The organism is Dysgonomonas sp. ZJ279 (assembly GCF_011039205.1).
Lineage (GTDB): Bacteria > Bacteroidota > Bacteroidia > Bacteroidales > Dysgonomonadaceae > Dysgonomonas.
This window is the reverse complement of sequence record NZ_JAAKEL010000003.1, coordinates 1-25,337: the sequence shown is the minus strand read 5'-3', so window position 1 is coordinate 25,337 and position 25,337 is coordinate 1. Positions and strand designations below refer to the sequence as shown.

General features: G+C 34.2%; 23 protein-coding genes. 7 read left to right on the top strand and 16 right to left on the bottom strand.

Translation table 11 applies throughout. The features are described 5' to 3' along the window. From G7Y57_RS05605 to G7Y57_RS05555, 11 genes are all read right to left on the bottom strand, one after another. Window positions 1-408 carry a GPW/gp25 family protein gene (locus tag G7Y57_RS05605; protein WP_165021226.1) on the bottom strand — a complete coding sequence of 136 codons (408 nt, stop codon included), beginning with the start codon at window positions 406-408 and terminating at the stop codon, window positions 1-3. Then, entirely contained in the window at window positions 408-710 is a 303-nt protein-coding gene (locus G7Y57_RS05600; protein WP_165021225.1) for a PAAR domain-containing protein, read from the bottom strand. The genes G7Y57_RS05605 and G7Y57_RS05600 overlap by 1 nt, the downstream gene beginning before the upstream one ends. A 19-nt stretch (window positions 711-729) precedes the next feature. Further along, complete coding sequence (gene vgrG, locus G7Y57_RS05595) at window positions 730-2,520, bottom strand: type VI secretion system tip protein VgrG (protein WP_165021224.1); 1,791 nt, start codon at window positions 2,518-2,520, stop codon at window positions 730-732. After that, the gene (locus tag G7Y57_RS05590; RefSeq protein ID WP_165021223.1) at window positions 2,495-3,211 is read right to left on the bottom strand and encodes a hypothetical protein; all 717 of its coding nucleotides are present in this window, start codon (window positions 3,209-3,211) and stop codon (window positions 2,495-2,497) included. Before G7Y57_RS05590 ends, vgrG begins: the two co-directional genes overlap by 26 nt. Then, a complete protein-coding gene (locus G7Y57_RS05585) occupies window positions 3,211-3,375 on the bottom strand; it encodes a DUF5908 family protein (protein ID WP_165021222.1) in 165 nt (54 codons plus the stop codon). Before G7Y57_RS05585 ends, G7Y57_RS05590 begins: the two co-directional genes overlap by 1 nt. A 5-nt stretch (window positions 3,376-3,380) precedes the next feature. Next, complete coding sequence (locus G7Y57_RS05580; RefSeq protein ID WP_165021221.1) at window positions 3,381-3,908, bottom strand: phage tail protein; 528 nt, start codon at window positions 3,906-3,908, stop codon at window positions 3,381-3,383. After that, entirely contained in the window at window positions 3,901-4,353 is a 453-nt protein-coding gene (locus tag G7Y57_RS05575) for a phage tail protein (protein WP_165021220.1), read from the bottom strand. Before G7Y57_RS05575 ends, G7Y57_RS05580 begins: the two co-directional genes overlap by 8 nt. 29 nt (window positions 4,354-4,382) lie before the next feature. Continuing rightward, window positions 4,383-5,867: a phage tail sheath family protein gene (locus G7Y57_RS05570; protein ID WP_165021219.1), complete on the bottom strand. Its 1,485-nt coding sequence runs from the start codon at window positions 5,865-5,867 to the stop codon at window positions 4,383-4,385. A gap of 18 nt (window positions 5,868-5,885) precedes the next feature. Beyond that, window positions 5,886-6,584: a hypothetical protein gene (locus G7Y57_RS05565; protein ID WP_165021218.1), complete on the bottom strand. Its 699-nt coding sequence runs from the start codon at window positions 6,582-6,584 to the stop codon at window positions 5,886-5,888. Continuing rightward, window positions 6,581-7,123, bottom strand: coding sequence for a DUF4255 domain-containing protein (locus tag G7Y57_RS05560; protein WP_165021217.1), 543 nt, complete (start codon window positions 7,121-7,123; stop codon window positions 6,581-6,583). The genes G7Y57_RS05565 and G7Y57_RS05560 overlap by 4 nt, the downstream gene beginning before the upstream one ends. Before the next feature lie 129 nt (window positions 7,124-7,252). Then, window positions 7,253-7,636 carry a hypothetical protein gene (locus G7Y57_RS05555; protein ID WP_165021216.1) on the bottom strand — a complete coding sequence of 128 codons (384 nt, stop codon included), beginning with the start codon at window positions 7,634-7,636 and terminating at the stop codon, window positions 7,253-7,255. A 616-nt stretch (window positions 7,637-8,252) separates the two neighbouring features. On the opposite strand from G7Y57_RS05555, the gene G7Y57_RS05550 reads away from it, so the two are divergent. Continuing rightward, window positions 8,253-8,408 (top strand): hypothetical protein, encoded by a 156-nt coding sequence (locus G7Y57_RS05550; protein WP_410492639.1) that lies wholly within the window; start codon window positions 8,253-8,255, stop codon window positions 8,406-8,408. A 116-nt stretch (window positions 8,409-8,524) separates the two neighbouring features. Next, window positions 8,525-9,631, top strand: coding sequence for a transporter substrate-binding domain-containing protein (locus G7Y57_RS05545; protein ID WP_165021215.1), 1,107 nt, complete (start codon window positions 8,525-8,527; stop codon window positions 9,629-9,631). A 457-nt stretch (window positions 9,632-10,088) separates the two neighbouring features. On the opposite strand, the gene G7Y57_RS05540 is transcribed toward G7Y57_RS05545, so the two are convergent. From G7Y57_RS05540 to G7Y57_RS05530, 3 genes are all read right to left on the bottom strand, one after another. Next, complete coding sequence (locus G7Y57_RS05540; RefSeq protein ID WP_165021214.1) at window positions 10,089-11,078, bottom strand: hypothetical protein; 990 nt, start codon at window positions 11,076-11,078, stop codon at window positions 10,089-10,091. A gap of 78 nt (window positions 11,079-11,156) precedes the next feature. Continuing rightward, window positions 11,157-12,665, bottom strand: a complete 1,509-nt coding sequence (locus G7Y57_RS05535; protein WP_165021213.1) for an FISUMP domain-containing protein — start codon at window positions 12,663-12,665, stop codon at window positions 11,157-11,159. Between the two features lie 23 nt (window positions 12,666-12,688). After that, a complete protein-coding gene (locus tag G7Y57_RS05530; RefSeq protein WP_165021212.1) occupies window positions 12,689-13,993 on the bottom strand; it encodes an FISUMP domain-containing protein in 1,305 nt (434 codons plus the stop codon). Window positions 13,994-14,193: 200 nt separating this feature from the next. On the opposite strand from G7Y57_RS05530, the gene G7Y57_RS05525 reads away from it, so the two are divergent. The 5 genes from G7Y57_RS05525 to G7Y57_RS05505 all read left to right on the top strand — a co-directional run bounded on the left by G7Y57_RS05525 (window position 14,194) and on the right by G7Y57_RS05505 (window position 20,107). Continuing rightward, window positions 14,194-15,072 carry a helix-turn-helix domain-containing protein gene (locus G7Y57_RS05525; protein ID WP_165021211.1) on the top strand — a complete coding sequence of 293 codons (879 nt, stop codon included), beginning with the start codon at window positions 14,194-14,196 and terminating at the stop codon, window positions 15,070-15,072. A 597-nt stretch (window positions 15,073-15,669) separates the two neighbouring features. Beyond that, window positions 15,670-16,791, top strand: coding sequence for a hypothetical protein (locus G7Y57_RS05520; RefSeq protein WP_165021210.1), 1,122 nt, complete (start codon window positions 15,670-15,672; stop codon window positions 16,789-16,791). Further along, a complete protein-coding gene (locus G7Y57_RS05515) occupies window positions 16,788-17,258 on the top strand; it encodes a three component ABC system middle component (RefSeq protein WP_165021209.1) in 471 nt (156 codons plus the stop codon). The genes G7Y57_RS05520 and G7Y57_RS05515 overlap by 4 nt, the downstream gene beginning before the upstream one ends. Further along, complete coding sequence (locus tag G7Y57_RS05510) at window positions 17,255-19,303, top strand: DUF3732 domain-containing protein (protein ID WP_165021208.1); 2,049 nt, start codon at window positions 17,255-17,257, stop codon at window positions 19,301-19,303. The genes G7Y57_RS05515 and G7Y57_RS05510 overlap by 4 nt, the downstream gene beginning before the upstream one ends. A gap of 6 nt (window positions 19,304-19,309) precedes the next feature. Further along, window positions 19,310-20,107: a hypothetical protein gene (locus tag G7Y57_RS05505; protein ID WP_165021207.1), complete on the top strand. Its 798-nt coding sequence runs from the start codon at window positions 19,310-19,312 to the stop codon at window positions 20,105-20,107. A gap of 754 nt (window positions 20,108-20,861) precedes the next feature. Here G7Y57_RS05505 and G7Y57_RS05500 read toward each other — a convergent pair. Together G7Y57_RS05500 and G7Y57_RS05495 are read right to left on the bottom strand one after the other, a co-directional pair. After that, a complete protein-coding gene (locus G7Y57_RS05500) occupies window positions 20,862-24,596 on the bottom strand; it encodes an ATP-binding protein (protein WP_165021206.1) in 3,735 nt (1,244 codons plus the stop codon). A gap of 16 nt (window positions 24,597-24,612) precedes the next feature. After that, the coding region (locus G7Y57_RS05495; RefSeq protein WP_165021205.1) for a HEPN domain-containing protein at window positions 24,613-25,337 on the bottom strand (725 nt) is incomplete at its 5' end.

Genomic DNA, 25,337 nt, shown 5'->3' with positions numbered 1-25,337 from the left:
CTATAAGTTGGTTCCTTCCTTTATATAGAAGGGGTAGACCATATTGCTTCGGCTGTTTGTCTGACTGACCAGATAATCGATGCTTATCCACAATATACCTTCACGTTCGTCTTTTATGCTCACATCTACTGACTCTAGCATTATTCTCGGTTCGCCCTCTAGTATAGCCATTTCGATCGTATTAACAATACGGGTCTTCTCCGAAAGGTTCATTCTCGAAAATGTCCATTGCCTGATATTGCATCCATATTCGGGTCGGAAAATAAGTTCGCCGGGTATAGTTGACAGCAATATCTTGAGGCTCTCCCTGATGTCACTGTCACCATATGACATCGACACACCTTCCCTTTTATTGAAAGAAACAGGAAAAGACCACCCTATGCCTAAATATGGTTTATCTTTCATCATTATCCACCTATCATTACAGTAGGACAACCTAAAACTATACTGCCACCATGGGCAGTAGTATCCCCCATACGCACAGCGGGTTTTCCGCATATCATCACTGTTGACGATCCTTTTACTATAGAATCGGGCGGTCCCACGCAAACACAACTATCCCCAACTACTGCGGCAGGTAGTTTTCCTATCAATACTGTCGGCGCACCCGGACCGATAACAGGTCCTCCTACATGAGGAATAGGAGATGGAAAAGCCGGAGTTTGCATCGGACATGTGTGCATATCTGTTATTCTTGCTGCTAGAGGCATATCTTTTTTGTTTTTATAGTTAATTAATCATCACCATAGCTCCTTTTACCACAGTCTGCCCTGAGGCTGACAACTCTGCCTTGGCGTTTCCTTTAGCTGTAAATTCTGTCTGCGCCTTAACTTCTATTTTGAGTCCTTCCATTGTAGCATTTGATTTTGCTTTCAGACTCAAATTGCCCCCAGCTTCGATATTTATATTCGTTTTGGCCTTCAATTGTATCTCTTTTGCCGAATCAATTAAAATACCATCGGATGTCATTTCTATCTTGTTCTTGTTCTGATCGGTCAGTTTTATCGTTTTCGCATCATCATTGATTTCAATAATATTTTGTCCGGGTGTCTCTATCGTAATTATTTTCTTTTCTTCTTCGAATGTGATTTTCAATTTAGACTTGGTAACGATTGCCTTTATTTTATTATCTGCTTCTATCTTATATGGAGGAGGCTGTTTGCTACTGTAAAGGCTTCCCAATACGACAGGATAACGTGGGTCATTGTTAAGAAATCCCAGAATTACCTCATCCCCTATTTCAGGAATAAAGAATGTTCCATACTGATTACTTGCCCAAACGTTCGATAAACGTGCCCAGATAGTGTTTTTTTCTCCATTCAATAATGGAAATTCTATCTGTATTTTATTTTCCGTGGTCGGATCTTCATCCAGCTTTGTTACCTTTCCTATATGCAGCCCATTAATTCCCGGCATCAAGCCTGAAACAAGGGGCGATACCACATTACTTTCTTCAGTGATATTCACGGGAGAAATGCCGATACCTGCACTTGTAAACCAATTGCCATCTTTTATTTCATGTTCGACAGAACCAACATAGACACTACCATTAAAACGGTTGCCTAATCCGTCAATATCTATTATACATCCCGGGACAGCTTTCGCACTTCCCTGAAATTTAAAGTCTCCTTGTATACGAGCCAGCCCTGTTCTGAGCAAAAGGGCATCAGCCCACGATTGCAGTTCACTTTCATCCGTACAACCTCCTGTCTGCAAATTCCAATCCTCTATGCCTACCGCTTCCGCAAGTTTTTTGGGTGTACTATCTCCCTGCTGATTCAAAGAAGGACTTGTACCACTCACCTTTATTATTTTCTGTGTTGTACTATCCCATGCCATAGCAGCTAACCCAGTCATTTGAGATACAGTCTGCAAACGACCATTAAACTCAATCAGGTCTGTACCGTATGTAATTTTCAAGACAGCAGAACCACTTACATTGGGCTTTTTCACTGAAATATCTTTACCCTCTGTTATAACGACAAGGCCATTGGCATCTGCTCGGGACAAAATAAAATCCCAATCGGTACAATAATACTGTACAAGCTCGTTATGCTTTGTATTTGTGGAATCTACGCTCATAGAAAGCGTGGAGTATTCTGCCAAAATATTAGAAATAACCTGATTGTCTTTCAACTTCTCGAACAATCTGTTCTTTCTGCCAAGTGTAGCGGGAAAAGCAAAATCACGACATTCTATCTCCAACACGGCGCTTTCGTTTCTTGTTACCACAACATTATGTGAGGTCACTATTCCTTCAAATATTATATTCTCTGTTCCCTGATATCCCGTTTCGATGCGGATAACACTTCCCGGAGCAAATGTATCGTCTTCGCTTTCTTCCATAGTCTGGGTTGCCACATTTCCGGCTTCAAAAACCAGTGTAGCTTTGCCTATCCTATTAACTTCTTTCCGTACCCAGATAGATATGAGTCCAAAATTATCGCTGATCTTATTACCTTCACTGTATATGGTAAATGAAACCGGTCCTTGACTATCTTTTATCGGTGATTCTGCCATTCCTGTTAAGTGGTGGGAATATCAATGATATCCCGGGTTCTATATTTCTGAAACTACTTAATCCGTTACATCTTGCTACATCGCTGCAAAAAGAAGGGTCGTTGTATATTTTATTGCACCAGCCGGCAATACTTTCTCCGGCTTTGAGCGTTATCACCCTTGTCAGATCCGGAGATTTCTTATTCTCTTTCTTATTCGAGATCGACTTGTTCAGGTGGCTCGAGAAGGAAAGTGAAGCAGTTACTCTTAAAGGCATTCCTTCGGGAGAGAAAAGTGTATAATCATAACTCAATGAGGTAGCACGCCCTTCAAAACAGAAAGCTCCCCAAATTATTATTACATATCTGGGTTCATGGCTCTCCGAATCGATGGTATACAAGGCGTGCTCTAGCTGATTAATCATAAAAGGTATTGTTTTCAGAGAGCCCAATATTGTTTGTACTGTCGTCTGTTTAGGATTAAACAAAGCACCGGTATTATCAAGTACAATTTTAAATGATAGTTTATCTTCCTGATGTCCTTTATACTTAATCTCGTTGCTACCCGAACCTATGACTTCATCCTTTTCGTAAGCGATCTCTTTTGACCAAGAGATAGAAGCGGGATTGATCTGAGCGGTAAATTCTTTATAACCTCCCTTATAATCAGACTTTTCATAGCCTGTTAGAACCATTTTTTCGAGTCCAGCCATCAGCGTTCATTATTACGTTTTACTTCCCGTTTAACAATGTCTTTTACTTCCCTCAATATTTCCCGTTTCAACTGGTAGATATCCTTCGTATCCACACCTTTATTTATGTTCGGACTACGTTCTATGGTAGTTTTCACATTTATTTCTTTTATTACAATCGCCATAGTATCTATTTATCTAGTCGTTTAAGAGTCGAGTATGCAAATTCAAGCGATTCGATCAAGACAGAATTCTTTTCCGCATCCAGAGCGTCCACTTCCCATTTTATCGGATATGCATTTGCACATTCCCATTTGTAAATAGGGATAGCTTTATCTTTTATCCCAATTACTTTCCCATCTTTCTTGACCTCTTCTCTTTCAACCGACAACAAGCTAACATGAATCGTTCTGGTCAGAGGAATAGTCCTACCTGTAATATCAAAAAAAGAGCCTTCGTTCAGAATTTTACCTATCCATTCTACTGTCGTGTTATTTGAAATCGGCATAAGGGCTCTTTTCAAAATAAGATTTCCATGTTTGATTTGTTTCGGAAGGCGGTGCTCATATTCATTCACGCCGCCTTCCTGTATAGTTTCCAGTTCCATTTCCGTCGACAATCCTGATACTTCCTTAAATGCTATTTCATCTTCGCCGATAGTAATCTGAAAATAAAAAGATGTCGGAATGGCCCAGTTTACATCAATTGCATCAGCCATTTGCTATTTCTAAGCCTTCATGGGCGATTTCCAAAGTTTCTACTGCTACTTCGTTACCGTCAGATTTCATATCGGTTCCCGTGATCTTGGTTGGCCAGGCATTTTTCAGTGTCCAGACCATTGTGGGATTACCGCCTTCATCCAATAGTTTTATTGTTACAGGCTGACGTTCTATCGTGTTCATCTTAATTTTGTTGAACCAAGCCCAGAACTTATTATCGCCTTTGAATATTCCTTTCTTCAATGTCACATTTCCATATTTTTTAATGCCGGGCATTTTTATTGTAGAAAATTCGGGACTGTTTCCATGACGGTATTCGATTATCTGTGCTTCTATATCTAACCCTGAAACTTCCTGAAACGAGGCTTCCGGTAGATCGGCCACTTCTACTGCAAAGTAAAACTTGGGTAAAGGCCATACATTATCTTGTGCTTCTCCTGCCATAATATTCTGATTTTAATTGTTTTTACTGATTAACTTTTTTGCATTTGTTGTTGGAATGTGATTTCTATGAATTCCGCAGGACGTGTGATAGCCACGAGAACGGTAATCCGCATAATGCCTTCCAATATGTCTTCCGGAGTCATTGTATCACCGAGACCGATATGTACACTATAAGCATCATCGGGCACCGCCCCGGCCAATCCTCCACGCTTCCATATTCCATTGAGGAAGTTTGATATCATGCTTTTCACATTGATCCATGTATTTGCTTCATTGGGGTCGAATACATACGCACGCGCGGCATTCTTAACAGATTCCTGCAACATTATCATTGTACGGCGTACATTGATATATCTCCAGTCGAGAGAATTTCCGTCCAGCGTCCTTGCGCCCCATACTTTAATTCCCTCTCCGATGAAGGTGCGGATAGCATTTACAGACTTACCGCTCAAAGGAACATTAAGGTCTTCCTGTTCTTCGTGTGAAATATTCACAGTAGGGCTTATTGCTGTGGCTATTCCGACATTGGCAGGTGCTTTCCAAACACCCTTAGTATTGTCTACCATCGTATAAGTTCCGGCCATGGCTGCTGATACAGGGAGAAGATTCAACGAGATTCGCATTTCCTTCATAATATCTCTGTATAAGAAACTTAGCTGCGACAATATCTTATGTAAGGTGCTGCGTTCCACATCGGTAAGACCGTCTTTCAGTCCATCGATATACTCTTTTATCTGCTTCTTCTTTTCTTCATCGAAAGCCGAATTATCAAGTTCTTCAGTCAGTAAAGTTTGCAGATTTGCTATATCGAGGTTTTCATAGTTAAGTTCATTTTCCTGTACTATGGAAGTGTTCAGCCACGGGTAATAGGCGGCACCGAAATCAAGAAACTCACTTCCTATATTTTCCCTGAATTTTGCAACTACATCTCCATCGGGATCTTTCCTGTCCTTATATCCATTATGTACATCTAATACCGCAAAGCGGTTTCTCATTTCATATCCGCAATGCCTTAATATTGCAGTTTGGAGTGCGTAGCAATCGTCTGCTTGCAAAACTATGGCTTCAGGTATGACCACCATCGTGGGTTCCTGCTCCTTGATCAACGGATTTATACCTTGTTCAAGTTTGTCTTTTTCTATGTCGGAAGAATAATCACCAACCGACACGATATAACAAGGGCCTCCTCCATTTGCGTAGAACAGCAACATACTGTAATAGAGTATATAGCTATCTGTTCTTTTCAGCAAGTAACTCTTGCTATTAAAATTAATGACAGAAGAACCTATCCCTTCGGCTAGCTCAAACTTAGGTTTGGGAGCCTCTCCGAAATAAGATCTGAACTCGGCCATGGATGTTACTCTCCAAGGCTTATTCAACAAAGATTTGTTACCATTGGCTGCTTTTTCGGTATAGCCGATAAAAGCAGGTACGGCGGTTGCCACTTCCACGACAGAATTGGGGAATGCGTTTTTTTCAACGATATATACCCCCGGTGTTTTCATTGCACTCATAAATTGAAGTTTATTGGTTTATATATAAAAATATGTCGTCACGGTGTCTCTAGGCTGCGTTATGGAGGGTTCATCAGGGCGAGGTCGGGGTATATTTCCGCTTAAGAGGCGTTCCCCATTGCTCCTGATTTCATAGAGCCGGATAACATAATCCTGTGTCTCCTTTGCCTTATTTTTCTCAACAGTAGATACTCTGAAAGCCTTTCCCACACGAGGGAACTGAGTTTCCTCTATATCTCCAAATTTAATCCTATCACGTTTTTCTTCTATTCTGAGGTTTGCATTATTAGCGGTATATCGGGGAATGATTATAAACTCCCAATATTTCAATTTGGATTCCAGCTTTATATCTATTTCTTCGTTTATACTGCCAGATGGTATCAGTACATTCATCCATTTCCCCACAACTGAATTTTTCTCCAATATATAATTTTCAGTTCCTGCTTGCTGTGGCAATTCGGTTACATAGTAAAATATATTGTCCTGAGGGATCATTTCAAAGCACAATGTATCAGTAGTATCCATAATAAAATCCTCAGATTGTGCCAACAATATCCATTTGTTTTGCTCCGTCATCTTATAGATTATTCTGTTTCGTCTGAAAAAAAGTATGGTTTCCCGAGATGGTGCCAACACTATCGGACAATTCTCGTTATCATAATATTCATGGGTTATATGAATAGTGAACCATATGTAATATCTTTCAATGCTATTCATGTATTAACTTCTTTTTGACTTATAACGCGTTGTAAGTGTTTTATTTCTTCCGAGTCGATATCCAATACTCTCACTTTACACAATACGGAAGGAAAATAGTTGCTGCCATTGATACTCCATAAATTAGATAATTCGTTAAAAGACAAATTAACAGGTTCTATATTAAAAGTAACATTTGTCTGAGGGATAGCGAATTTGCTGTTAGTCTGCAAAAAAGTAAATAACCCGGATAGTAATTGCAATGATTCTTCATATTGTTTTTCAGAAAATACCGCAGCAAACATTATATAAAGATTCAACATCCACGACGGGGCTCCCTTCTGAGTATATGAACCGGAAACCGAAGTTTTGTTAAATTGAATTCCTGCAGCAGTCTCTCTCTCGACATTGACTAGTGACAGATGAATTCTATTATCCGGTGATGATTGGGATAAATTGACTAATGGTTGTAAACAAACAATATCTTCATCTATGCCGAAAGTTCTCTTTAGGTAATCTGACGAGAAAGAAGATAAAGCTGATAATGTTCTAGCTATCATAAGCCGGTATTGTTTTTCATTTTATATCCTGATACAATAGAAGGGCAATAGAAGAAAGTATAAGCTTCCCCTATTAAAAATCAAATATAGAGAGGTATAGCGAAATTTTATTTCGCCATCGGATAAAATCTAGCAATTAAACATTTTTATTTTAGCAACAATATTTTTAAGCGATTCATAGTCATCGTCCAAAATAAAATTTTGCATCAATATCAATAGATTTTGCATCAGATAAATTTCTTTATTAGAAAAGCTGTGCGGAGAAAGTCGAAAATCGGCTTCCTTGTAATAGTAAGCCTTCCTCCGACTGCAATATTCTATTGGTGCAAAATATCCAAGAAAAGGATCATTTTTCATCGCATCTATATCCTTCTGGATCGTACGTTGTGTGACACCACACTTCAATTTTCGCCGACAAATCTCTACTATATATATAGTCTTTACATACTCATGTTTATTAAGCAGGCTGTCAATCATACAATAACGAGCTAAAGCGAATTTATTCTGAGGCATATCTTTATTATTTTTGAAATTAATTTAATCTTCCAGGTTCTAATAAAAGAATATGTTCTGTAAAGAATAGCGCTACGTAAATGATGAGATTTTTACAAAATATATCTGTATCAATATAGCTAATAAAATTATATCAAAAAGCAATAGTATTTGTAATCATTAATAGATTATTACAAAAAAAATTTAAAAAGCATAACAATATACAGCCCCAATATTTAATATTATGATCTTTAATTTCCTCTGAGAATAATCTAACAACTGCCTGTTTTTAAATATCACACCACGGATCTTGGAAACCTGTCGGCACTTTGGCCAGTTTGGGTTCTCTAAAATAAATCATAAGATTTATTACAAATAGAGTGATGTAACAACATTAATTAATAACATATAGATTATTTATACCTAATCATTTACGAAAATAAAAAGCAAAAATTAAACACGAAAAATGAATTTATATTTTACTTATCTTTATATCTTCGTGAGATAAAATATATTCGATGAGAAAGTCTATTGCATATTTACCAAAGAGAAACAAGCAGACCTGAATTGCATTGGAAAGCTGATTCAAAAACGCTTACCTCAAGCCGAAGAAAAACGCTTATTCAATCTCATTAAAGTGGCTTATGTCGAAACTCGCCACAATCCCGATTTTCTAGTTACCAAAGAGGATATTGATGCGTTGGTTCCGAAAGTGGAATTACTACAAGATATAACGAAGCAGATTTATAATAGGAAAATAAGAGAGTATGGTACGATAATCGATGAAAAGTGAAGCGATCATCTTTCGTCATAAAGTGTTGTCAAAAGTATATCTCTGATTTATATTTTTAATCTCGTATCTGTCGTGTAAATGGTTTAGTACTAAAATTTAACACGTATGCAATAGCTATGGATAAGTATTGGAATTTAAAATGTAGAAGATTCAGCCGAAGATTTCTACTAACGATTTTCTTGTTTATTGGTATACAAGCTAAAGGTCAGGTTTTGAATGAAGTTACTTTACAACGAGTCAGGGTGGGTATTTTCATAAGTCCTCCTTTTGTTATGGTCGAAGAAGATGGCTGGTATTCGGGTATGGCTATCGATTTATGGGAAATGGTTGAAAATCAACTGCATTTATCAACAGAATATGTAGTGTATAATTCGTTAGAAAGTCTTATCAAAGCGCTACAATCAGGAGAAATTGAAATTGCTGTTACTAATTTGACTGTTACTTATGATAGAGCTCAGATCATAAAATTTTCTTTCCCCTGGTACGACGCCGGTCTTCGTATTATGGTGAAAGATGATCAAAAAGGGACATTGTGGGATGAAATGAAAAGAAACGGGCAATTGCATTCTTATCTGTGGATAATTCTAATAATTGTGATTATTACTTTTTTGCTGACAGTTTTTTTTCGTTACAAGGATCCGAGTTATCCGAAAAAATGGAGTGATGGAATCGCCTTAAGCCTTTATACCTTGATGGTTGCGGTAAAGACCGGGGCATTAGAAGCCAAAGAGTTAGGCTGGATAGGCCATGTGATGTCTGTGATATGGATGCTTTTTGGGATAGGATTAGTAGCCTATGTTACTTCTACTATAACTAGCAGCATGACAAAAATAACTCTCACCTCCGAAATCAGTACCTTATATGACTTACCGGGAAAATTAGTTGGTGTTGAAGTTGGAGGAGTCGAAGAACAATATCTGGCAACCATGAGCATTCGCACTCTTCCCTATGATAATATTATGGATGCGGCCGAAGGCTTAGTCAATGACAAAGTGCATGCTGTTGTAGGCGATGCCCCTGTATTGGAATATTGGGTGCATACAAATGGCGGGAAAAATATAAAAGTAGCAGGGAATCTTTTTCATCCCGACAAATATGCTTTTGCTGCAAACAAAAAACATAGCGACTTAATGGATCGTATATCAGTAGAGTTGATCAAACTCTATGATTTAGGAAAGATAAAGGAATTGAAAGATCGGTATCTGGGGGTAATTAATGAGTAAATCTTAATTAACAAATGCCACAAAATTATCTTAACTTTGTACCATTTTTATGATAATACGACATAAATATAATCATTAGCAATATTTCCGGTGCAGAGTGTGGCTTCATTTTTACTTATATCAATTTTGTAGAGTTTTGTGTATCATATCTGAATATTACTGAGCGTACTTTACAAACCTATCGTGATACCGGAAAGCTGTCTTTTTCCATGATTATAGGTTCATTCTATTGCAAGGCTAACGATGTAGAGAAGCTATTAATTGCGGTAGCTGATAACAGAAAGAATACAGTTTTTTAGCACAGCTATGTATCTACCTTTGCGGGTTGTAATTTCATCAAAAGAGATACAGACATGGCAGATCAGCAGAAAATATTACTAAAATTAGAGAAAGACATAAAGAAAAACAAAAGCAGTCGATACGAGAACTCTTTTTGGAAACATATAGCTAGCGAACCTCAGTTTGAAGATGTACATTTAACGAAATAATCGCTGAGAGAATGGACCTCATTTCTTTGGCTATGGAGATAACCATATCTTTGCATCTTTCCACTCTCTGAAATCAAGGTTGAATTCTTTTTTAAAGAGTCTATCCAAATCTTCTGTTTTTCACAAACATCAGTCGATTCAGTATCTACGCCACTTATGCCATACAATATCAAATGTGCACATTGTTCATCTACATATTCAAAATGGCTATACGTTGCTTCTAAGTCTATATTTGATAGATATATTTCTACTTTGGCTCCCGTATTATATGCGCCATTATTTGCCATCAATTCCAAATCATCCAAAATTGAAAATAATTCATTCTGAATTAGCTTTATATCTTCCGAGTCAATTAAATGTAAACCATAAAAACACTCTATATCGTACTTTATGGAAGAAAAAACATTACGATCAAGAATGAAAACAGAATTACTCAAACACTTGGTTTCCACAACAAACTGTGTTTGAAGATCTAGTACATGTTTAGGGATAACAATATCTTTTACAGTCATATGTGATAAATCCTCTCCTGACTGATATAACCATTTAAAATATAAAAATCTAGCCAAATTCTCATGCGTAAAATAGAAAGAATATGGCAAAGTGTTAGATGCATATCTAGCCATTGAGTTAGGGTCTTTTTTCATTTTCTTGAAAAAACTTATAAATGAAGATAATCGATCTCCATAACCTTCTATTTTGACAGTAGAATTGGGTAGAGTTAAACTAAAATAAGAAGTTTCTTTCCGAGTAATATCTAATGCTTTGTCTAGAGAAAACTGAAATTTATTCGCAAGCTTAACAACTTCTTCCAAAGTAAAACACACCTCACCCCTAATTCTCCTATAGACGCTTTCTTTTCCTAATAATAAAGTATCTGTCAAAACGCAAGGTATGCTAGTACCTTCTGGAATAATCTCTTTGATTATCCTAATTATCTTATCGTTATAATTCGTCATTATTATATTATCTTAAAAAAAACACACAAAAGTAGGTAGAACAATATAGCACCCAAAATGGGCCAAAGAAATCTTCTTTTACTCTTGCACACAACGAACAGAGAATCCGTTGGCACGAGTGTTATTATTCCATGGGGTAATATTGTCTTTATTGAAACCTAGACTACGAGCCCCATTATTGGAAGGAGAAGCAGACCAATGATAACCACCATAACCCACATTGTGCAAAGAACCTGCACTATCCCCTCGATAACCTGAAATAGGATACCAACCAAGAAAGTAGGAAGACTCTATAAAATAATATCCTTTATCAAGGGTTGTAGCTATATAGTCAGTTGGTTTAGTCGTATTAATATTAATTTTTGTCCATGGAGAGTCACTGTCGCTCAATCCGTTGAAGCTAGGTACACGCCAACCGTCAGGACATGGGTCAGTCACCGATTTTTGAGTAGTGAGAACTGTAGACTTATTGCCCCAGCGCGTATCCCATCTTAGGTTTGTTGTAGAGTACCAGTCACCAGAGATTGACCCTCCAGTTATAAACCTTAGTGGATTGCTGATACTACTTGTCAAATTTGTGGTTTCAGAACTTACTACTGCTTGTGGTGTATCTTCATTTTTGACTGATCCATCAACTGCATAAATTGTCTTTTTAACACTCCTCCATTGATTCCCTTCGTAAGCTCTACCACTTACAAAAGGGTCTTTGCGTCCCCATTGATAGAGCAGTCCAAGACTATTGATGTCTTGTGACATAGCCGAAGTAGCCCCTAGATTTCTATCCATCCATCGATTTGTTTGCTTTCCCGTGTTGTGTACATAGTCGGTAGATGTAGGCATATCAGTAGCCCAAATATGCCAACTCCAAACAATATCGTTGCCATCTTTTAATGCTATTAAAGCATTTCCTTTTTCGTCTCCTATCCATACTTCTATCAGATTATCTTTTACTTCTAGCTTTGGAGCATTGAGAATCACCCTTCCACATTGGTTATCAGTCCAGATCAATTCTGCACTAAGATTTGAAGAGAAATTCCTTGTAGGAAGCAATGGTGTATTTGCTGGGCTGTCAGTCCCTGCTGTTTTCCAAGAAGAACCATCCCAAACCTTTACCGCTTTATCAATAGGTATTCTCAAGATACTAGGCTCTGTTACAATATAAGAGTTAGGCTGATCTAAGCCTTTTTTTGAGGTAATAGGCAACTCTTTTACTGGTCTCAATATTTCTTTTTTCAAACCTAGTTTTTGCCATTTTTTGCCATTCCATACATATATACCAGCGGGTATACTTTCACATATGTCAACTGTGGAAGTTACATGATATACTAATAAGCCTATATGCCCAGCTTCATCCCAATCGCCTGTGCCTCCATTTATAGATTCTGAAAGCTTTCCTTGCTCTGGTTCCAATTCTGTCAATACTACACGAGGTAGCCCTAATCCTTTTGTTGTTTCACCCTCTTGCTTCAAATCTAGCAGTGATCCACTAGCAGGAGGTTCGCCCGAACCGATGGTCACTTGTCCATAAATCATATTAGAGAATAACATAAGAAAAAATGCGAGGCATATTATTTGAATTTTCATCATGTAGAAGAATGTTGTTTGAAAAATTAGTCTTTCACACAGCGGACAGATTGATAGTACCCTGAATTGATAGATCCAAATATTTGAGTTTCATCAGAAAGCATATACCAAGTGCTCCCTGTATCTGACGATGCCCACCAATGCCCTGCATAACCAAATCCTTTGGCTGCTTTTCCCGTACTATCAATGAAACCAGAAGGTACAGCCAAAAATCCTAAATTTGCTGCTGCTAAATCATTTGCTCCCCACTGGATTGTAGAACTATCAGTAGATGTGTACCAATATTTACTATTTTTACGCATACCACTACTGGCAACTAGATTTCCCCCATGAGCCAAGACAACTCCATCCCATTCGTAATTACTTGGTAGATGCCAACCTGAAGAGCACACTTCCATCGCATCCGCCCAAGAATACATTAGTCCAAACTCTTTGGCAAATGTAATAGGCGATGATGTCATGTTCTTACTTACTCCTGATACATTTGCACCATACTTAATTGTACCTGATGGCATAGCATTAGGACTTACTTCAATAGCTCCATTAGTGCTATTGTAATAAGCCGGATTCAACCGTGCTAATCGCCCCGAAGAAAAAGCTCCTCCTGTGGCTTTTTGGGTAGAATATACGTTGTTTACAGTCCACACACCATCTAAAAAAGAAGGATTAATAATTTCTTCTTTCTTAGAAACAAGAATCCATTTGGGAACATCTGTACAAGACACATTGGTTGAGGTCTTAAACATACCAACTTCTGTTACATATCCTACATAGTAGCGCTGTGTATTATAGATATTTAGATCGGCATCTTTCATTGTTATGCTAGATGTAGCTCCTATTGGGTAGTCTTGTGGATTTTTCCCCAGTTGAGTCCACATTGGATCAGTAGGTCCGTTGAATTTATTATAAACCTTTTTTATTTTACCTTCAAGTTCTTTTTTAGTTTCCATCTCCGGATATACTTTAATTGATATCCATTTTTCTCCATTCCAATAATGGACACCTGGGCAAATTCGTCTTGTTGTAGTTTCTATTGTATTGGTATTATACACTACTAACCCAGTATGAGTATTCATTTCATAGCCCTCATCGGTTGTATTCCCTATTGACTTAGCCAATTCAGAATCATTGGTCGGGGTTAAGTTTATTATACTTACACGTGGCAATAATAAACCTTTACTAGCCGAAGTCCCCCCATTTGCTGTGTCATTTTCTTTTAAGTCAAGAAGTACACCTCTATTCGGAGCGATTCCAGAGCCTATTGTTACTTGAGCCTGCATTAAATTTATGCTTAAAATAAAGTATAAGCTGATCATGAATTCTCTTTTCATGAGTTTAAACATTTTAGTTGTTAATAAAAATTCGTGGCTTTTCATATTCCAGTTTTCAATTAACGGCACAAATATCTTGGATTATAACCGATCTTATAGTATCTTATAAGCTAGAGATATGTTCATTTTTTCCTATTTTTGCATAAGGAGGAGGCTTATGCGAAAATCAGAGTGTACTATTCAGTTTAAATTATGAGAAGATGAATAAGAAACCAACCTTATTAGAAATTGAAAATGTGAGATTAAAATCTCCTTATATTATTAATGACTTCATCATTTCTAACACCCAAAAAGGTCCCATGGATGATATGATTTCATTTAATGTACCTTTTGTTATTGATGGAATCACTTTCTGTATTTGTAAACGCGGGACAACACAGGTTAGAGTTAATTATAAGGAGTATACGGTTGACGAAAACTCAATTCTGACGATACTACCTAAACAAATTATTGAAAGTTTAAGTAATACCGACGACTTACTATTAGAAGTATTTTCCTTTTCTTTTGATTTTATTTCAGATTTCCCTTTTCCGAAAAATATGGATATGCTCCGTAAAGTTGCTTTAAATCCTGTTTTACATACATCAGAAAGTAATATTCAAAACTTATTGAGATATCACTCATTTATAGCTGAGACTTTCAGCAATCAAAACCTTCTTTATTTAAAAGAAACCATACAAGGGCTTCTTTATGCTCTGCTCGTAGAGCTCGCATCTATGTATATGGAGGATGAAAATATATCTACAAGGAGTAAGAAATCGAGAGCAGAGGAAGTTACTGAGCAATTCATGCTGCTGCTATTAAGGGGGCAAAGCAAAGAACGATTCGTGTCATTTTATGCTAATGAAATGTGCATTACACCAAAATACTTGTCCGACGTTGTGAGAAAGGTAACAGGACGGACAGCCAATTCTTGGATTGAAGAAGTATTTATCCTTAATGCCAAGATGTTATTGAGATCTACCAGCTTAACTGTTTTGGAACTTTCTGAAGAGTTGAACTTTGCAAGCCCAACTTATTTTGGGCGCTTCTTTAAAAAAGTAACAGGAATGACACCTTTAGAATACCGAGGCCTATAATTAAAATATGGATAACTTTATTAAGCCCGAATTGTCCTCCAATAGCAACAAAATTATAAATCCACTCCTTTTCTGATTTGTTTACTCCATTTTTGGGAAGGTAAAACAATGCGCAATGATTAATATAAAAACACATGCAGCATTTACCTTATATTCAATAAGATACATTTATCGTGACTGACAAATCGCTGACAGATGCTTCTAGAAATTTTTGTCAGCGATTATGTACGTTAAACATGCCTGAAATCATGTTTTTTTTAACACCATATAAAAAAAATATTCCTGTAAACGTCTAGTTTACAGGAGTAAGATACATTTTATATTGTCTTTCAGTGGAGCTGGAGGGATTAGTAAACCCCTTATATGTCAATGCGTTTAAGCACTTGTCAACACATTTAACAACTATTGTCCACCTTGCTAGGTTCAAGTTCCTTTTGGACGAAAGTTCAATTCCTTATTAATGCAAATGTACCTAGAATTTATCAAAATACCACCAACTCAATATTTTTTTTTAATAAACTCATAAATATTTGATTAAAAATATATTATCTTTGTTTATACAGATTTTAACAAAAATAGTCATAAGTATTTTGAACTATGGCAAAACAGAGCAATGATTCAACCTCAACAGTAAAAGGGATTATATATCAATTTCTCGTAGCTCTAGATAAATGCTTTGAGCTTCAAGAAGGACAATCTGTTTATATTGAGACATATGGTGATGTTTCAGTATTAGGGGAAGGTTCTGAGCAAATTGAATCAAAATTTTATAATAGTTACCTAACCAAGTTAGATCATAATATATGGAAAACTCTAAATAATTGGATCAATGATGATTTTGATATTGACAAGTTTAAATCTCTCATTTTGCTTACAACACAGAAAGTTAGGGCTGATTCTGTTTGGTACGCTTGGAATAATAAAAAGGGAGCAGACAAACTCGCAATATTATTGAAAATTAATAATGAATATTCGAAGACAAGCACGCGATCCAAAGAAACCAAAGCTTTTCTAGACTTCATATTTGATAACTCAAGGCGTAAAAAGCTTATTAAAATACTGGAAAGATTTTATATTGATCATAATGCAATTGATGATAAAGAATATTATAAGCAAATAAAAAATAGAAATACAACTCATCTTCGACCAATAAGAGCAGACCAATATATACATACTCTATTTGGCTATATTCTAAGCCCTGAAATTATTGATAATAAATGGGAAATAAGCTATGAAGGTTTTCGTGAAGAATGTATCAATCTTACGTCAGTGCTTACCGAAACAACTAAAGTATTCCCTGAGAAAGTCAAACTCAATAATATCAAATATGAGGAATATTTAGAAAATCCTTTCGTGGAAAAGATAAGAAAAATTAATTATGATGATATCTTGATTGAAGCGATAACAGATTTTGCAGAAACAAGAGAGTTGGTTTTGAAAGAGTTTCGTTTTTCTCCTACTATTAGCAACTCCTTAAAAAATTATGGGGAAGATATTAAAAGAAAGCATGGAACTAAATATAGGCAAGCATCTCGTAAAGTTGCATTGGAAAATCAAATAGAAGCGTCCAAGGATTTTTATGATGAAATTACATCTTTAGATAGCGGTAAATTTCACATCTTTAATACCGTTCCACAAGACTTTTATACAGGAGTTATACATATGATTGCAGATGAAGAAGATGAATTTGTTTGGTTATTAAAAAAGAATGAAGTATGATTAAATTTATTGATAGCATTTCAACTATTCATAATAATGTATTTTCCTTAACTCCAATATTGCTTTCGTTTTATACAAACCTAAAAAAGAGAGAGAAGAATATACTTCTGGCTTATCTTATTTTCCCCATCGTTTTTAATCAAGAATGCCTAAAGGAGTTATTAGAATTCAATTCTAACTCAAGATTAACAAGAATTACAACGAACAAAAAAATTATGGCAGGGTTTCAAGAAAACTTTGAATATTATAAGCATATAACAAACAACTGTCTACAATATGCTATAGATTGTAATTTTATAGAAATAGATGATGATTTAAGTGTTAAGGTAAAAGTCGCAAATAATGAAACTACAAATATCATTGATCCATCTTTAAATAATAGTATGAGATTGGCATCAAGACTTCATAAAATTTTCACTTTAGATGTACTAAATATCTATATACAATTTGGAATTAAATACTTATGAAAGGATATATTAAATATATTGGAATTTTAGACAAATTCAACAATTGTCATAGTATTAGTCTAGACGAAGGATTGAATATTATAACAGGTCGTTCTTCTACAGGTAAAAGTGCTATTATTGAAATATTCGATTACTGTACAGGAAATTCAGATAATACAATTCCTGAAGGTATAATTACAGATAATGCAGAATTATATTTTATTGTATTTGAGGCAAAAGATACAGGATTAGTACTAGCTCGTAGACAAGAAGATAAAAGTACATCTCTATTTTATAGAGTTGATCCGAACTTTCCAAAAATAGAAGAACTCACTTTAGAGTATTTTAGCAATGACTATTTTTTGCATCAAGATACCTTTAAAGAAACTCTTGGACATTTTTGGGGAATAGATATTTCTGAAACAGACGAAAGTGAAGAAGCTTTGAAGTATAGGTCAAGAAAAGGAAGACCTTCTTTTCGAAATATGGTTTCTTTTATGCTTCAACATCAAAATCTTATTGCTAATAAGCATTCATTATTTTATAGATTTGATGAAAAAGAAAAACGAGAAAGGACTATTGATGAATTTAAAATTTTCGCAGGATTTGTCGATCAAGAATACTATATTTTAAAACAAGAATTAGAAAAAAAGAAATTAGAAGAAGAGCGTATAAATAGGCAATTGAGTCAATTTGAAGAGGATAAACGTATAAAATCTTCTGAACTTCAAAAACTCTTGGAGGAGTATCATATGATAAGTGGAATTAAACTTTTCCAAGGCGTATCGGCATCAAATATGCTAAATGCTCCTAGAAATTATCTAGACCAACTACAAGACCGTAACCTCAATGTAGATGAAGCCTCCGAAGAGTATAAAAGACAGTTTAATAAACTAGATAAGAGAAAAAATGTACTTATTGCAGAAAGAAGACAAATTAGTTTAAAATTAGAACAAGTAAACTCTTCGATTGAATATGTTAATAGATATACTCATACTATAGATAATTTAAAACCTGTGTCTGATGCTATTGAAGATGATTCACTATGTCCTTTTTGCCAACAAAGTAACATTCAAATAGGAAATGAAATTAATAAACTATCAGATGCTATTGAGTGGTTAAATACAGAATTAAGAAAGACTCCTCAAATGTTAGCTTCTTTCTTACCTGAAAAAAGAAAATTAGAAGAGGAAATAAAAGAAAAGAACCAAGAGCTAAAAATGGTATCACAGGAAATAGCAAAGATACTAGAAGTCAATAAAGAATTAGAACAAAATAAATCTCTAGAAGAACAGTCTCTTAGAGTTTTATTAGCTATAGAAAATGAATTAAAGTGGTCTCTAGGCAAAAAGACTACTTTCTCTGATCTGAATATTGCACAAATAAAAAATGATATTCAGGAGTTGGAAGATAGGTTGACCAAAGATTATGATGTAGAAGAGAAATTAAAAGAGGCTGAAAGATTTATTAATGATTCTATGAATACAATAGGATTAGAGTTAGACTTTGAAGAAGCCTATCAGCGTATTAATTTACATTTTGACATAAATACTTTTGAATTATATCATTTAAGAATAAGAGGAAAAGAGAAAAAGAAAATCTATTTAAGGTCGATGGGGAGCGGTGCTAATTGGTTGTATTCGCATATTTGCTTATTCTTGAGTTTATTGAAATATTTTTCTTCGTTAGGAGATAATGCTTTAGTCCCAACGATTTTATTCCTAGATCAACCAACGCAAGTTTATTTTCCTTCAATTGTTGATATTAGTGAAGAAAGATTTGATCCTAAAACCTTAAAAGAAATGAAAGGGGAAGTCGAAAAACTTGATATTGATTTACAGTCAGTAACCAATTTATTCCAGCAAATAATTTATTTTATCGAAGGAGTATACAAGGATTACGGTTTTAAGCCACAAATCATTATATCTGATCATGCAGATAAGCTAACGTTAGATGATGGGTATTCATTCGAAAACTATGTGAGGCATCGTTGGAGGAAAAAGAATGAAGGTTTTATAAGAGAAGAGCTATTAGATAAGAATGTTCATCAAAACAAAGAAATATAATTTAAAATGAATGCACCAGATACAGAAATAACTCTTAAAGGAATTATTGTTATTCAATCTCTTAAGGATAGTGAAAGAAAAACTGGAGATGAGTTGAATAATGATATCTTACAATATAATAAATATATGCATGCAGATTCTTTTGTGAAATTTTACAATGTTAAAACAATTCGAGAATTTACAAATACTCTGAATCTTATACAAAAACAAATGTCTAAAGGGGAGATATTCACTCTTCATTTAGAAACACATGGTTCTGAGGATGGAATCCATCTTGCCTCAGGAGAATGTCTAAAATGGACACAATTCTTCAATAGTATACGCCCTATTAATATAAAGATGAGTCATCTTTTAATTATTGTTATGGCAATGTGTAAAGGCGTTGCTATTCTAAGTTGTATTGAACCTGAAAAGAGAGCTCCATACAGAGCTTTCATCGGTGCCCATAGAGATATTACAGAGGATGAGGTTGCAAGAGGGTTTAGTGCTTTTTATTCAAGCTATACAAATATGCTTGATATTGTAGAAGGAATGAAGGCTTTAGATATTGAGATAGATGGGGAAAATTCAGGAAGCAAAACATTTTGGTGCTTTAGTGCTGAACGAACATTTGATGCTACATTTAACCCTGATAGAGATCCTAAACATTTCAATAAAATAGTTACAGAACAATTCTTCAATCACATTATTAAAGGAGAAACCCATTATACATGGGCACAAGTAGAGTATAATCTACGTAATTTTTTTAAAGAAACTTCCGATCAATATAGAGATTATTATTGTTTTAAAGATGTTCTAAAATAAAATTGTATCATTCTCCCTTCACCCATATTCTCTAATATATTCCTTCTGTCACTTGCTTTAAATATCTGGTTTTATGATTTTTAACCAAGGTGTCGATTGCCAGACAATCAAATACTTGATATTGTTGCCAACCTCGCATAGAGAAGTCAAACTATAAGGTTTGTATATATTCAGCTATTGATATGCGTGAACTGCATTTTTTAACCTCTGATATAACTTTTTCTGGTGGTACAACTATTTTATTATGAATTATAGCAGTTACCTGTTCAACCGTGAGAGCATTACCCTCTATTTCTAAAGAAAATTGGATAGCCTTGATACGGTTAAGTTTTCTCAGCTCGGGAGGTGTTATTATAGAGATGCGATTTTTACTTCTCCTATTTTCTACGAAATAGAAGCTATCTTCTCCAGAATATAAGCTGTTATTTTATACGGTGGCTTCATGTTGATAATATCATTTGATAGCATCAAAGATAGTTGTATTTTTATCACTTAAATTAAGGATAAGCCAAACTTTCATATTTTCTTCGTTTTACATCTGATATACGCCCTTTATAAAGAAAGAATAAACAAAGGAAGATTTCTCTTATAAGCCTTATGGTTTATTGTTGATTATTATTTTGTATATCGGATGGGAAAAGGAAATCAATGTATTCAATTCGACTTTGGTTGCAAATTGAAAATAGAGAGAGTTTCCTTAATTGATTTTTACATTATTATCCTTCAAAGTATTTATGTATATATAAAATCTCTTTTAAGAGTCAAATTGTTCCATGAAATCTCTTTTTGCTTCATATTTTATTATCTTCTTACAAGAAGATATTTCATCTTCAACATCCTTAATATGCTTTATTAGTTTAATACCCATATCTAATGATTTTACAGCCACTAAAATACCCTCCCAATCTTTCATTCTTCTTTCATATATTGGAATCCAACTACCGGTAGCAGTCATACTACGAGGAAATAAGTCTATTGCTTTAAAAGTCCCATAATCTTGAGTTAATTGAAGCAGTTGCTTCAAAAATTGATTCCGATATTGAGTAAAAGAATGAGATATAATATTAAATATGATTTCCATGTAATCAATATCAGTATAGTAATCATTAATCATTCCTTCAATAAGAGATATTGCACGACTATTATACTCTCCCAACTGTTTAAAAAACATTGTTGGGATATCTCTTGAGAATAAGCCTATATTTTTTGTTTTGAAATAATTAATTCCGAGTAAAATTATTTCTTCATGATTATCTAACTGCCATAATTTTTCAAAACTCTCAGACGCATAGTCATAACGTGTTTTACTTTTATGGTATATGGAGTCTAAATATTTAATGAAGAAATTTGAATCTTGCTTTAATAGTCTTAAAAATAATTCTTGTTTGAAATCAAAATATCTATCATCATTTTTATTTCTTATATAGATAGTTTGACAATTTGAATAATCGCTTGTTTCATCAAGTAAATAAATAAGTGATTCTTCTCTTCTTATCTGTAGAAAGGGATTATCAATAAGAATATTCAATATTTTATTACATATCATATTCTTAGGCTCATATAGCTGATATTTTTCAACAAGTTTATCAATATTTGATATTGTAGATTTTACTGTAGATAGGACTGTATACAAGTTTATCAGCAATTCATTACTAGTTTTACTCAAAGAGTCTTTAGGTATCGCATAATGATATTCTAATAACCAAATCTTTGCTCTTTCATTATCACTTCTCGCTAAATAAGTAAATAATATATCATTATTTGTTGGCTTTGATGCGAAATAATTTTCCAATAAACTATTACTCCACAGACCTGTTGAATAATGCTCTATATAATAGATTAATACTTCAACAAACAAATTATTATCCTTAGTTATTATACCAGAAAAGATGATAGATAAAGGAAAAAAGTAATCATTGTTCTTCTCCTTATCCAATGATTTTAATATCTCAACATCCTCAAACAAGCGAATATAATCTTCGTATTTATAGTCTTTTAAATAATCTAATAACTCTTTTCTTTTTATACCTTCTTCTTCTCGCCAATCTTCCCTTTCCTGTCTTTCAGTTAGTAGTTTGTTTAATTCAAACAGCTTATTAGTAGCTATTTCTTCAATCGATTTATCATATTCAATGTTATTCCATGTAAGTTCTTTTAAGAGCCAAGCTGTAGCTTCACATGCTCTGTAATCAGTATAGTCTAGCTTACTCAAATAAGAACTTAATATCTCATAGTCAAAAGCCCAGACATCATTTGCTTCTCCATGACTCGCTCTTCCCAAATTATAGAGCAATTTATGAAATGCTTCTTTTTCATTTGGATAAAGAGACCATAAAAACTCCCATATCTTTTCTCTTAATCTTTTAATATCATCAGTTAAGGATATATTGATTGTGTACATTGTTATTTGATTTCCTCTAGAAGCATTTTCATGGAATGTCGTTTCCAACAAGTCTGATGCTATTTTAAAGAAAAATCTAGTATAAAGGTCAATATCTTTTTTCTCATTTATTTTACTTATTAGAAAATCTATTAGTTGATGTTGGGCATACAATTCAATATCATAATCATATCTAGTAATCATCCAATATTCTTTCAACAAGTAAGATAATCTTTGAGACTGTTCAGGCTTCTTTTCTACAAAGAAAAACATCAATTCGAGTGCGGACTTAGCTCTATCATCGTAAAAACATTTAAAGTTGGATAAAATAGACAGTATATCAGAACTACTGTTTAAAGCCATATCATTATGCTTATAGTCCACTATAAATTCACTATTTTCAGGTTCTGGTATAAGAGTTATATAATCATAAAAATGCGATAATAGCCTATTACCTAAACAGAACCAAAATATTTTCCCTATTTTGATTATATGGTTGTGATTACTCTCTTTAGTAATTATATCCCAGTCTCTTTCTAAAATAAAGGTTAGTCTATCAGTTATGTTTTTGTGGTTAAATGCAACTATCAAAGGATTGATAGCTTCATAAAATTTAGTCTCATTATCTATGAAATCTCTAATCAGAAGTCCAAAATCTAGTATTTTTTCGTCAAAAAATATCTTATAACATAAATAAGTAGATAGTATTTGGTCTGATATTTTGACTATTTCATTTTCATACAAATCAACTATCTCTAGTTGGTTTAGTTCTTGACATTGTTCCCAAAACAAATCTTCATTAATAGAGAAAGTAGCAAATATTCGATTATTTAGTTCAGTTCTTTCTTTTGATATGATTCTAAAAAAAGAAATAATACCTAATACTTTCAATGAATTGTATTTATCCTTTGCTATAATCTTTTGGTAGATATCATTGAAATAATGTTCATATAACTGACTAACATCATCCAATGAAGATAGGGTGTTTTCTTTTTTAGCAATAATCGCACACATAATCGCCAATCTCAAGTTTCCTCTTGCAATCAATATGATTTTGTCTAAGTAATTTTGGTTCTGTATATTGAAGTCTTTAGATTTCAATATCGTTGTTATATCTTCATTAGAAACAATATCTAAAGCTAAAGTGTTGAAATTATACTCCCCTGATACCCTTTCAATCATGTCTTTTGCATAGTCTCTAACTGTTGTGACTATTTTTATTCTACCTGTTCTGTCTGACCTCAATAAAAGCAATATGAAGTTATAATTACCCATCGCTCTATTGGCATCATCTACTAAAATAATATAGTCTTTGTCTACTGATAAATGAGTTTGTATATCCTCATAAGCCTCTATATTTTTATTGGCAAAACATAACAAACTGTATGGAAGATTATTTGAAATAAACTTTCTACATAGCTCTATCGCAAATTTTGTTTTCCCGATACCAGAAGCCCCTGTCACAAGCAATAAATTCTTATCATTCAAAAAAGACAATCCTTCTTCAAACTCCTTTTCTCTTCCATAAAATGTATTGCTAAGAGGTGTTGCAATACGTAAATCTGGTTTTTCATAATAATTAATATATTCAGGAAGTTTCATTATTTGTCCAGTCCCAACCTTTATATCTAAATATGTTTCCAAAAGAGAAGGATATACTTCTAGTTGTATTGATAAATCATCAATCCCATACTGCTCAAAAACGCAATTTTCATTATAGGATTTACATAATTGCGTGAGCTTCTCAATTTCTGACAATTCAAGCTTTTCTGTGTGACAACTAATTACTTTTGAAACTCTATCATTACTTATTTTAGCCTTTTCTATGTTAAAGCAATCCTTAATATCGCTTTCTATTTTTTCAAAAAAAGATTTCGATTTTCCAATTCTTTCTTTGGTAGTATATTCAGCAAAAATATATTTGTCTTCTTTGTCAATGAAAATAGTATCTGGTGTACCTTTTCTTGTTTTCTCTTTTCCAATAACTGAGCCTTTCTGATTAATATTTTTATAATCATATTTATAAAATAAGAACTTATTACAAAGTTCTTGAAATACAGCATCATTTATATCTATTAAAGCACGCCCTATTTTACTGATTTTTATCATAGTATTATCTTTTTAATCACTCCCTCTCCCCATATTCCCCGATCTTCTCCTCACATATCCTCTTCGTAATATCCCTCAATAATTCCACTTTCGGAATCAACGCATCAATATCCTCTTTTGTTACAACAAAATCAGGGTCGTAGCGTCCGTTTACATAAGCCGCTTTGATAAGTTCAAAAAGACGTTTCTCTTCTGCTGTATCCTGTGGAAAGACTTTGATAAACTCGTTAGAATATTTCTTAACGGAGTTCAGTAATTTAGTGAGATTATGTTGTTTGGGGTTTTCTAATGTAAAAACTAAACGAATAGCATAGATAAGATTTTCACAAGTTTGATGTAAGTTGAATGATGCTAATTTATATTTCTCTTTTTCATAATAAAATTTAGCTCCTTCTAAGAAATCGTTTGCGTAATTAAACTTATCATCAAAATATTCTTGTGCTTGTTGCTTTATTTCTTCAAAGCTGAGTTTGCGTCTTCGTGCTAATTTGTGTTTGCCACTATCATATAATATAATACCCTCTTGTTTTATTTGTGTATAGAAATACCTGCCTTCATTCAGGTACTTGTTCAGCTTTTTCATATCTTCGCTGATAAACTGAACGGGAGGCTGCCTGTCAGGGTCTTTTGCCCTGTCATAATACAAATCTTCTACATTACTGAGTGACCTGATTGCTCCTCCATCCGATACTCCGCTTGTGACAACCAATATATCGTAATCGCTTACATAAAACTGTAGTT

Excerpts from the sequence above, each read along its gene's own strand:
- G7Y57_RS05575 (WP_165021220.1), bottom strand. The coding sequence starts at position 4,353 with ATGGCAGGAGAAGCACAAGATAATGTATGGCCTTTACCCAAGTTTTAC.
- G7Y57_RS05540 (WP_165021214.1), bottom strand. The coding sequence starts at position 11,078 with ATGACGAATTATAACGATAAGATAATTAGGATAATCAAAGAGATTATT.
- G7Y57_RS05530 (WP_165021212.1), bottom strand. The coding sequence starts at position 13,993 with ATGAAAAGAGAATTCATGATCAGCTTATACTTTATTTTAAGCATAAAT.
- G7Y57_RS05565 (WP_165021218.1), bottom strand. The coding sequence starts at position 6,584 with ATGAATAGCATTGAAAGATATTACATATGGTTCACTATTCATATAACC.
- G7Y57_RS05590 (WP_165021223.1), bottom strand. The coding sequence starts at position 3,211 with ATGGCTGGACTCGAAAAAATGGTTCTAACAGGCTATGAAAAGTCTGAT.
- G7Y57_RS05525 (WP_165021211.1), top strand. The coding sequence starts at position 14,194 with ATGAATAAGAAACCAACCTTATTAGAAATTGAAAATGTGAGATTAAAA.
- G7Y57_RS05600 (WP_165021225.1), bottom strand. The coding sequence starts at position 710 with ATGCCTCTAGCAGCAAGAATAACAGATATGCACACATGTCCGATGCAA.
- G7Y57_RS05570 (WP_165021219.1), bottom strand. The coding sequence starts at position 5,867 with ATGAGTGCAATGAAAACACCGGGGGTATATATCGTTGAAAAAAACGCA.
- G7Y57_RS05500 (WP_165021206.1), bottom strand. The coding sequence starts at position 24,596 with ATGATAAAAATCAGTAAAATAGGGCGTGCTTTAATAGATATAAATGAT.
- G7Y57_RS05585 (WP_165021222.1), bottom strand. The coding sequence starts at position 3,375 with ATGGCGATTGTAATAAAAGAAATAAATGTGAAAACTACCATAGAACGT.
- vgrG (WP_165021224.1), bottom strand. The coding sequence starts at position 2,520 with ATGGCAGAATCACCGATAAAAGATAGTCAAGGACCGGTTTCATTTACC.
- G7Y57_RS05515 (WP_165021209.1), top strand. The coding sequence starts at position 16,788 with ATGATTAAATTTATTGATAGCATTTCAACTATTCATAATAATGTATTT.
- G7Y57_RS05560 (WP_165021217.1), bottom strand. The coding sequence starts at position 7,123 with ATGATAGCTAGAACATTATCAGCTTTATCTTCTTTCTCGTCAGATTAC.
- G7Y57_RS05545 (WP_165021215.1), top strand. The coding sequence starts at position 8,525 with ATGGATAAGTATTGGAATTTAAAATGTAGAAGATTCAGCCGAAGATTT.
- G7Y57_RS05505 (WP_165021207.1), top strand. The coding sequence starts at position 19,310 with ATGAATGCACCAGATACAGAAATAACTCTTAAAGGAATTATTGTTATT.
- G7Y57_RS05520 (WP_165021210.1), top strand. The coding sequence starts at position 15,670 with ATGGCAAAACAGAGCAATGATTCAACCTCAACAGTAAAAGGGATTATA.
- G7Y57_RS05605 (WP_165021226.1), bottom strand. The coding sequence starts at position 408 with ATGATGAAAGATAAACCATATTTAGGCATAGGGTGGTCTTTTCCTGTT.
- G7Y57_RS05580 (WP_165021221.1), bottom strand. The coding sequence starts at position 3,908 with ATGGCTGATGCAATTGATGTAAACTGGGCCATTCCGACATCTTTTTAT.
- G7Y57_RS05510 (WP_165021208.1), top strand. The coding sequence starts at position 17,255 with ATGAAAGGATATATTAAATATATTGGAATTTTAGACAAATTCAACAAT.
- G7Y57_RS05555 (WP_165021216.1), bottom strand. The coding sequence starts at position 7,636 with ATGCCTCAGAATAAATTCGCTTTAGCTCGTTATTGTATGATTGACAGC.
- G7Y57_RS05535 (WP_165021213.1), bottom strand. The coding sequence starts at position 12,665 with ATGATGAAAATTCAAATAATATGCCTCGCATTTTTTCTTATGTTATTC.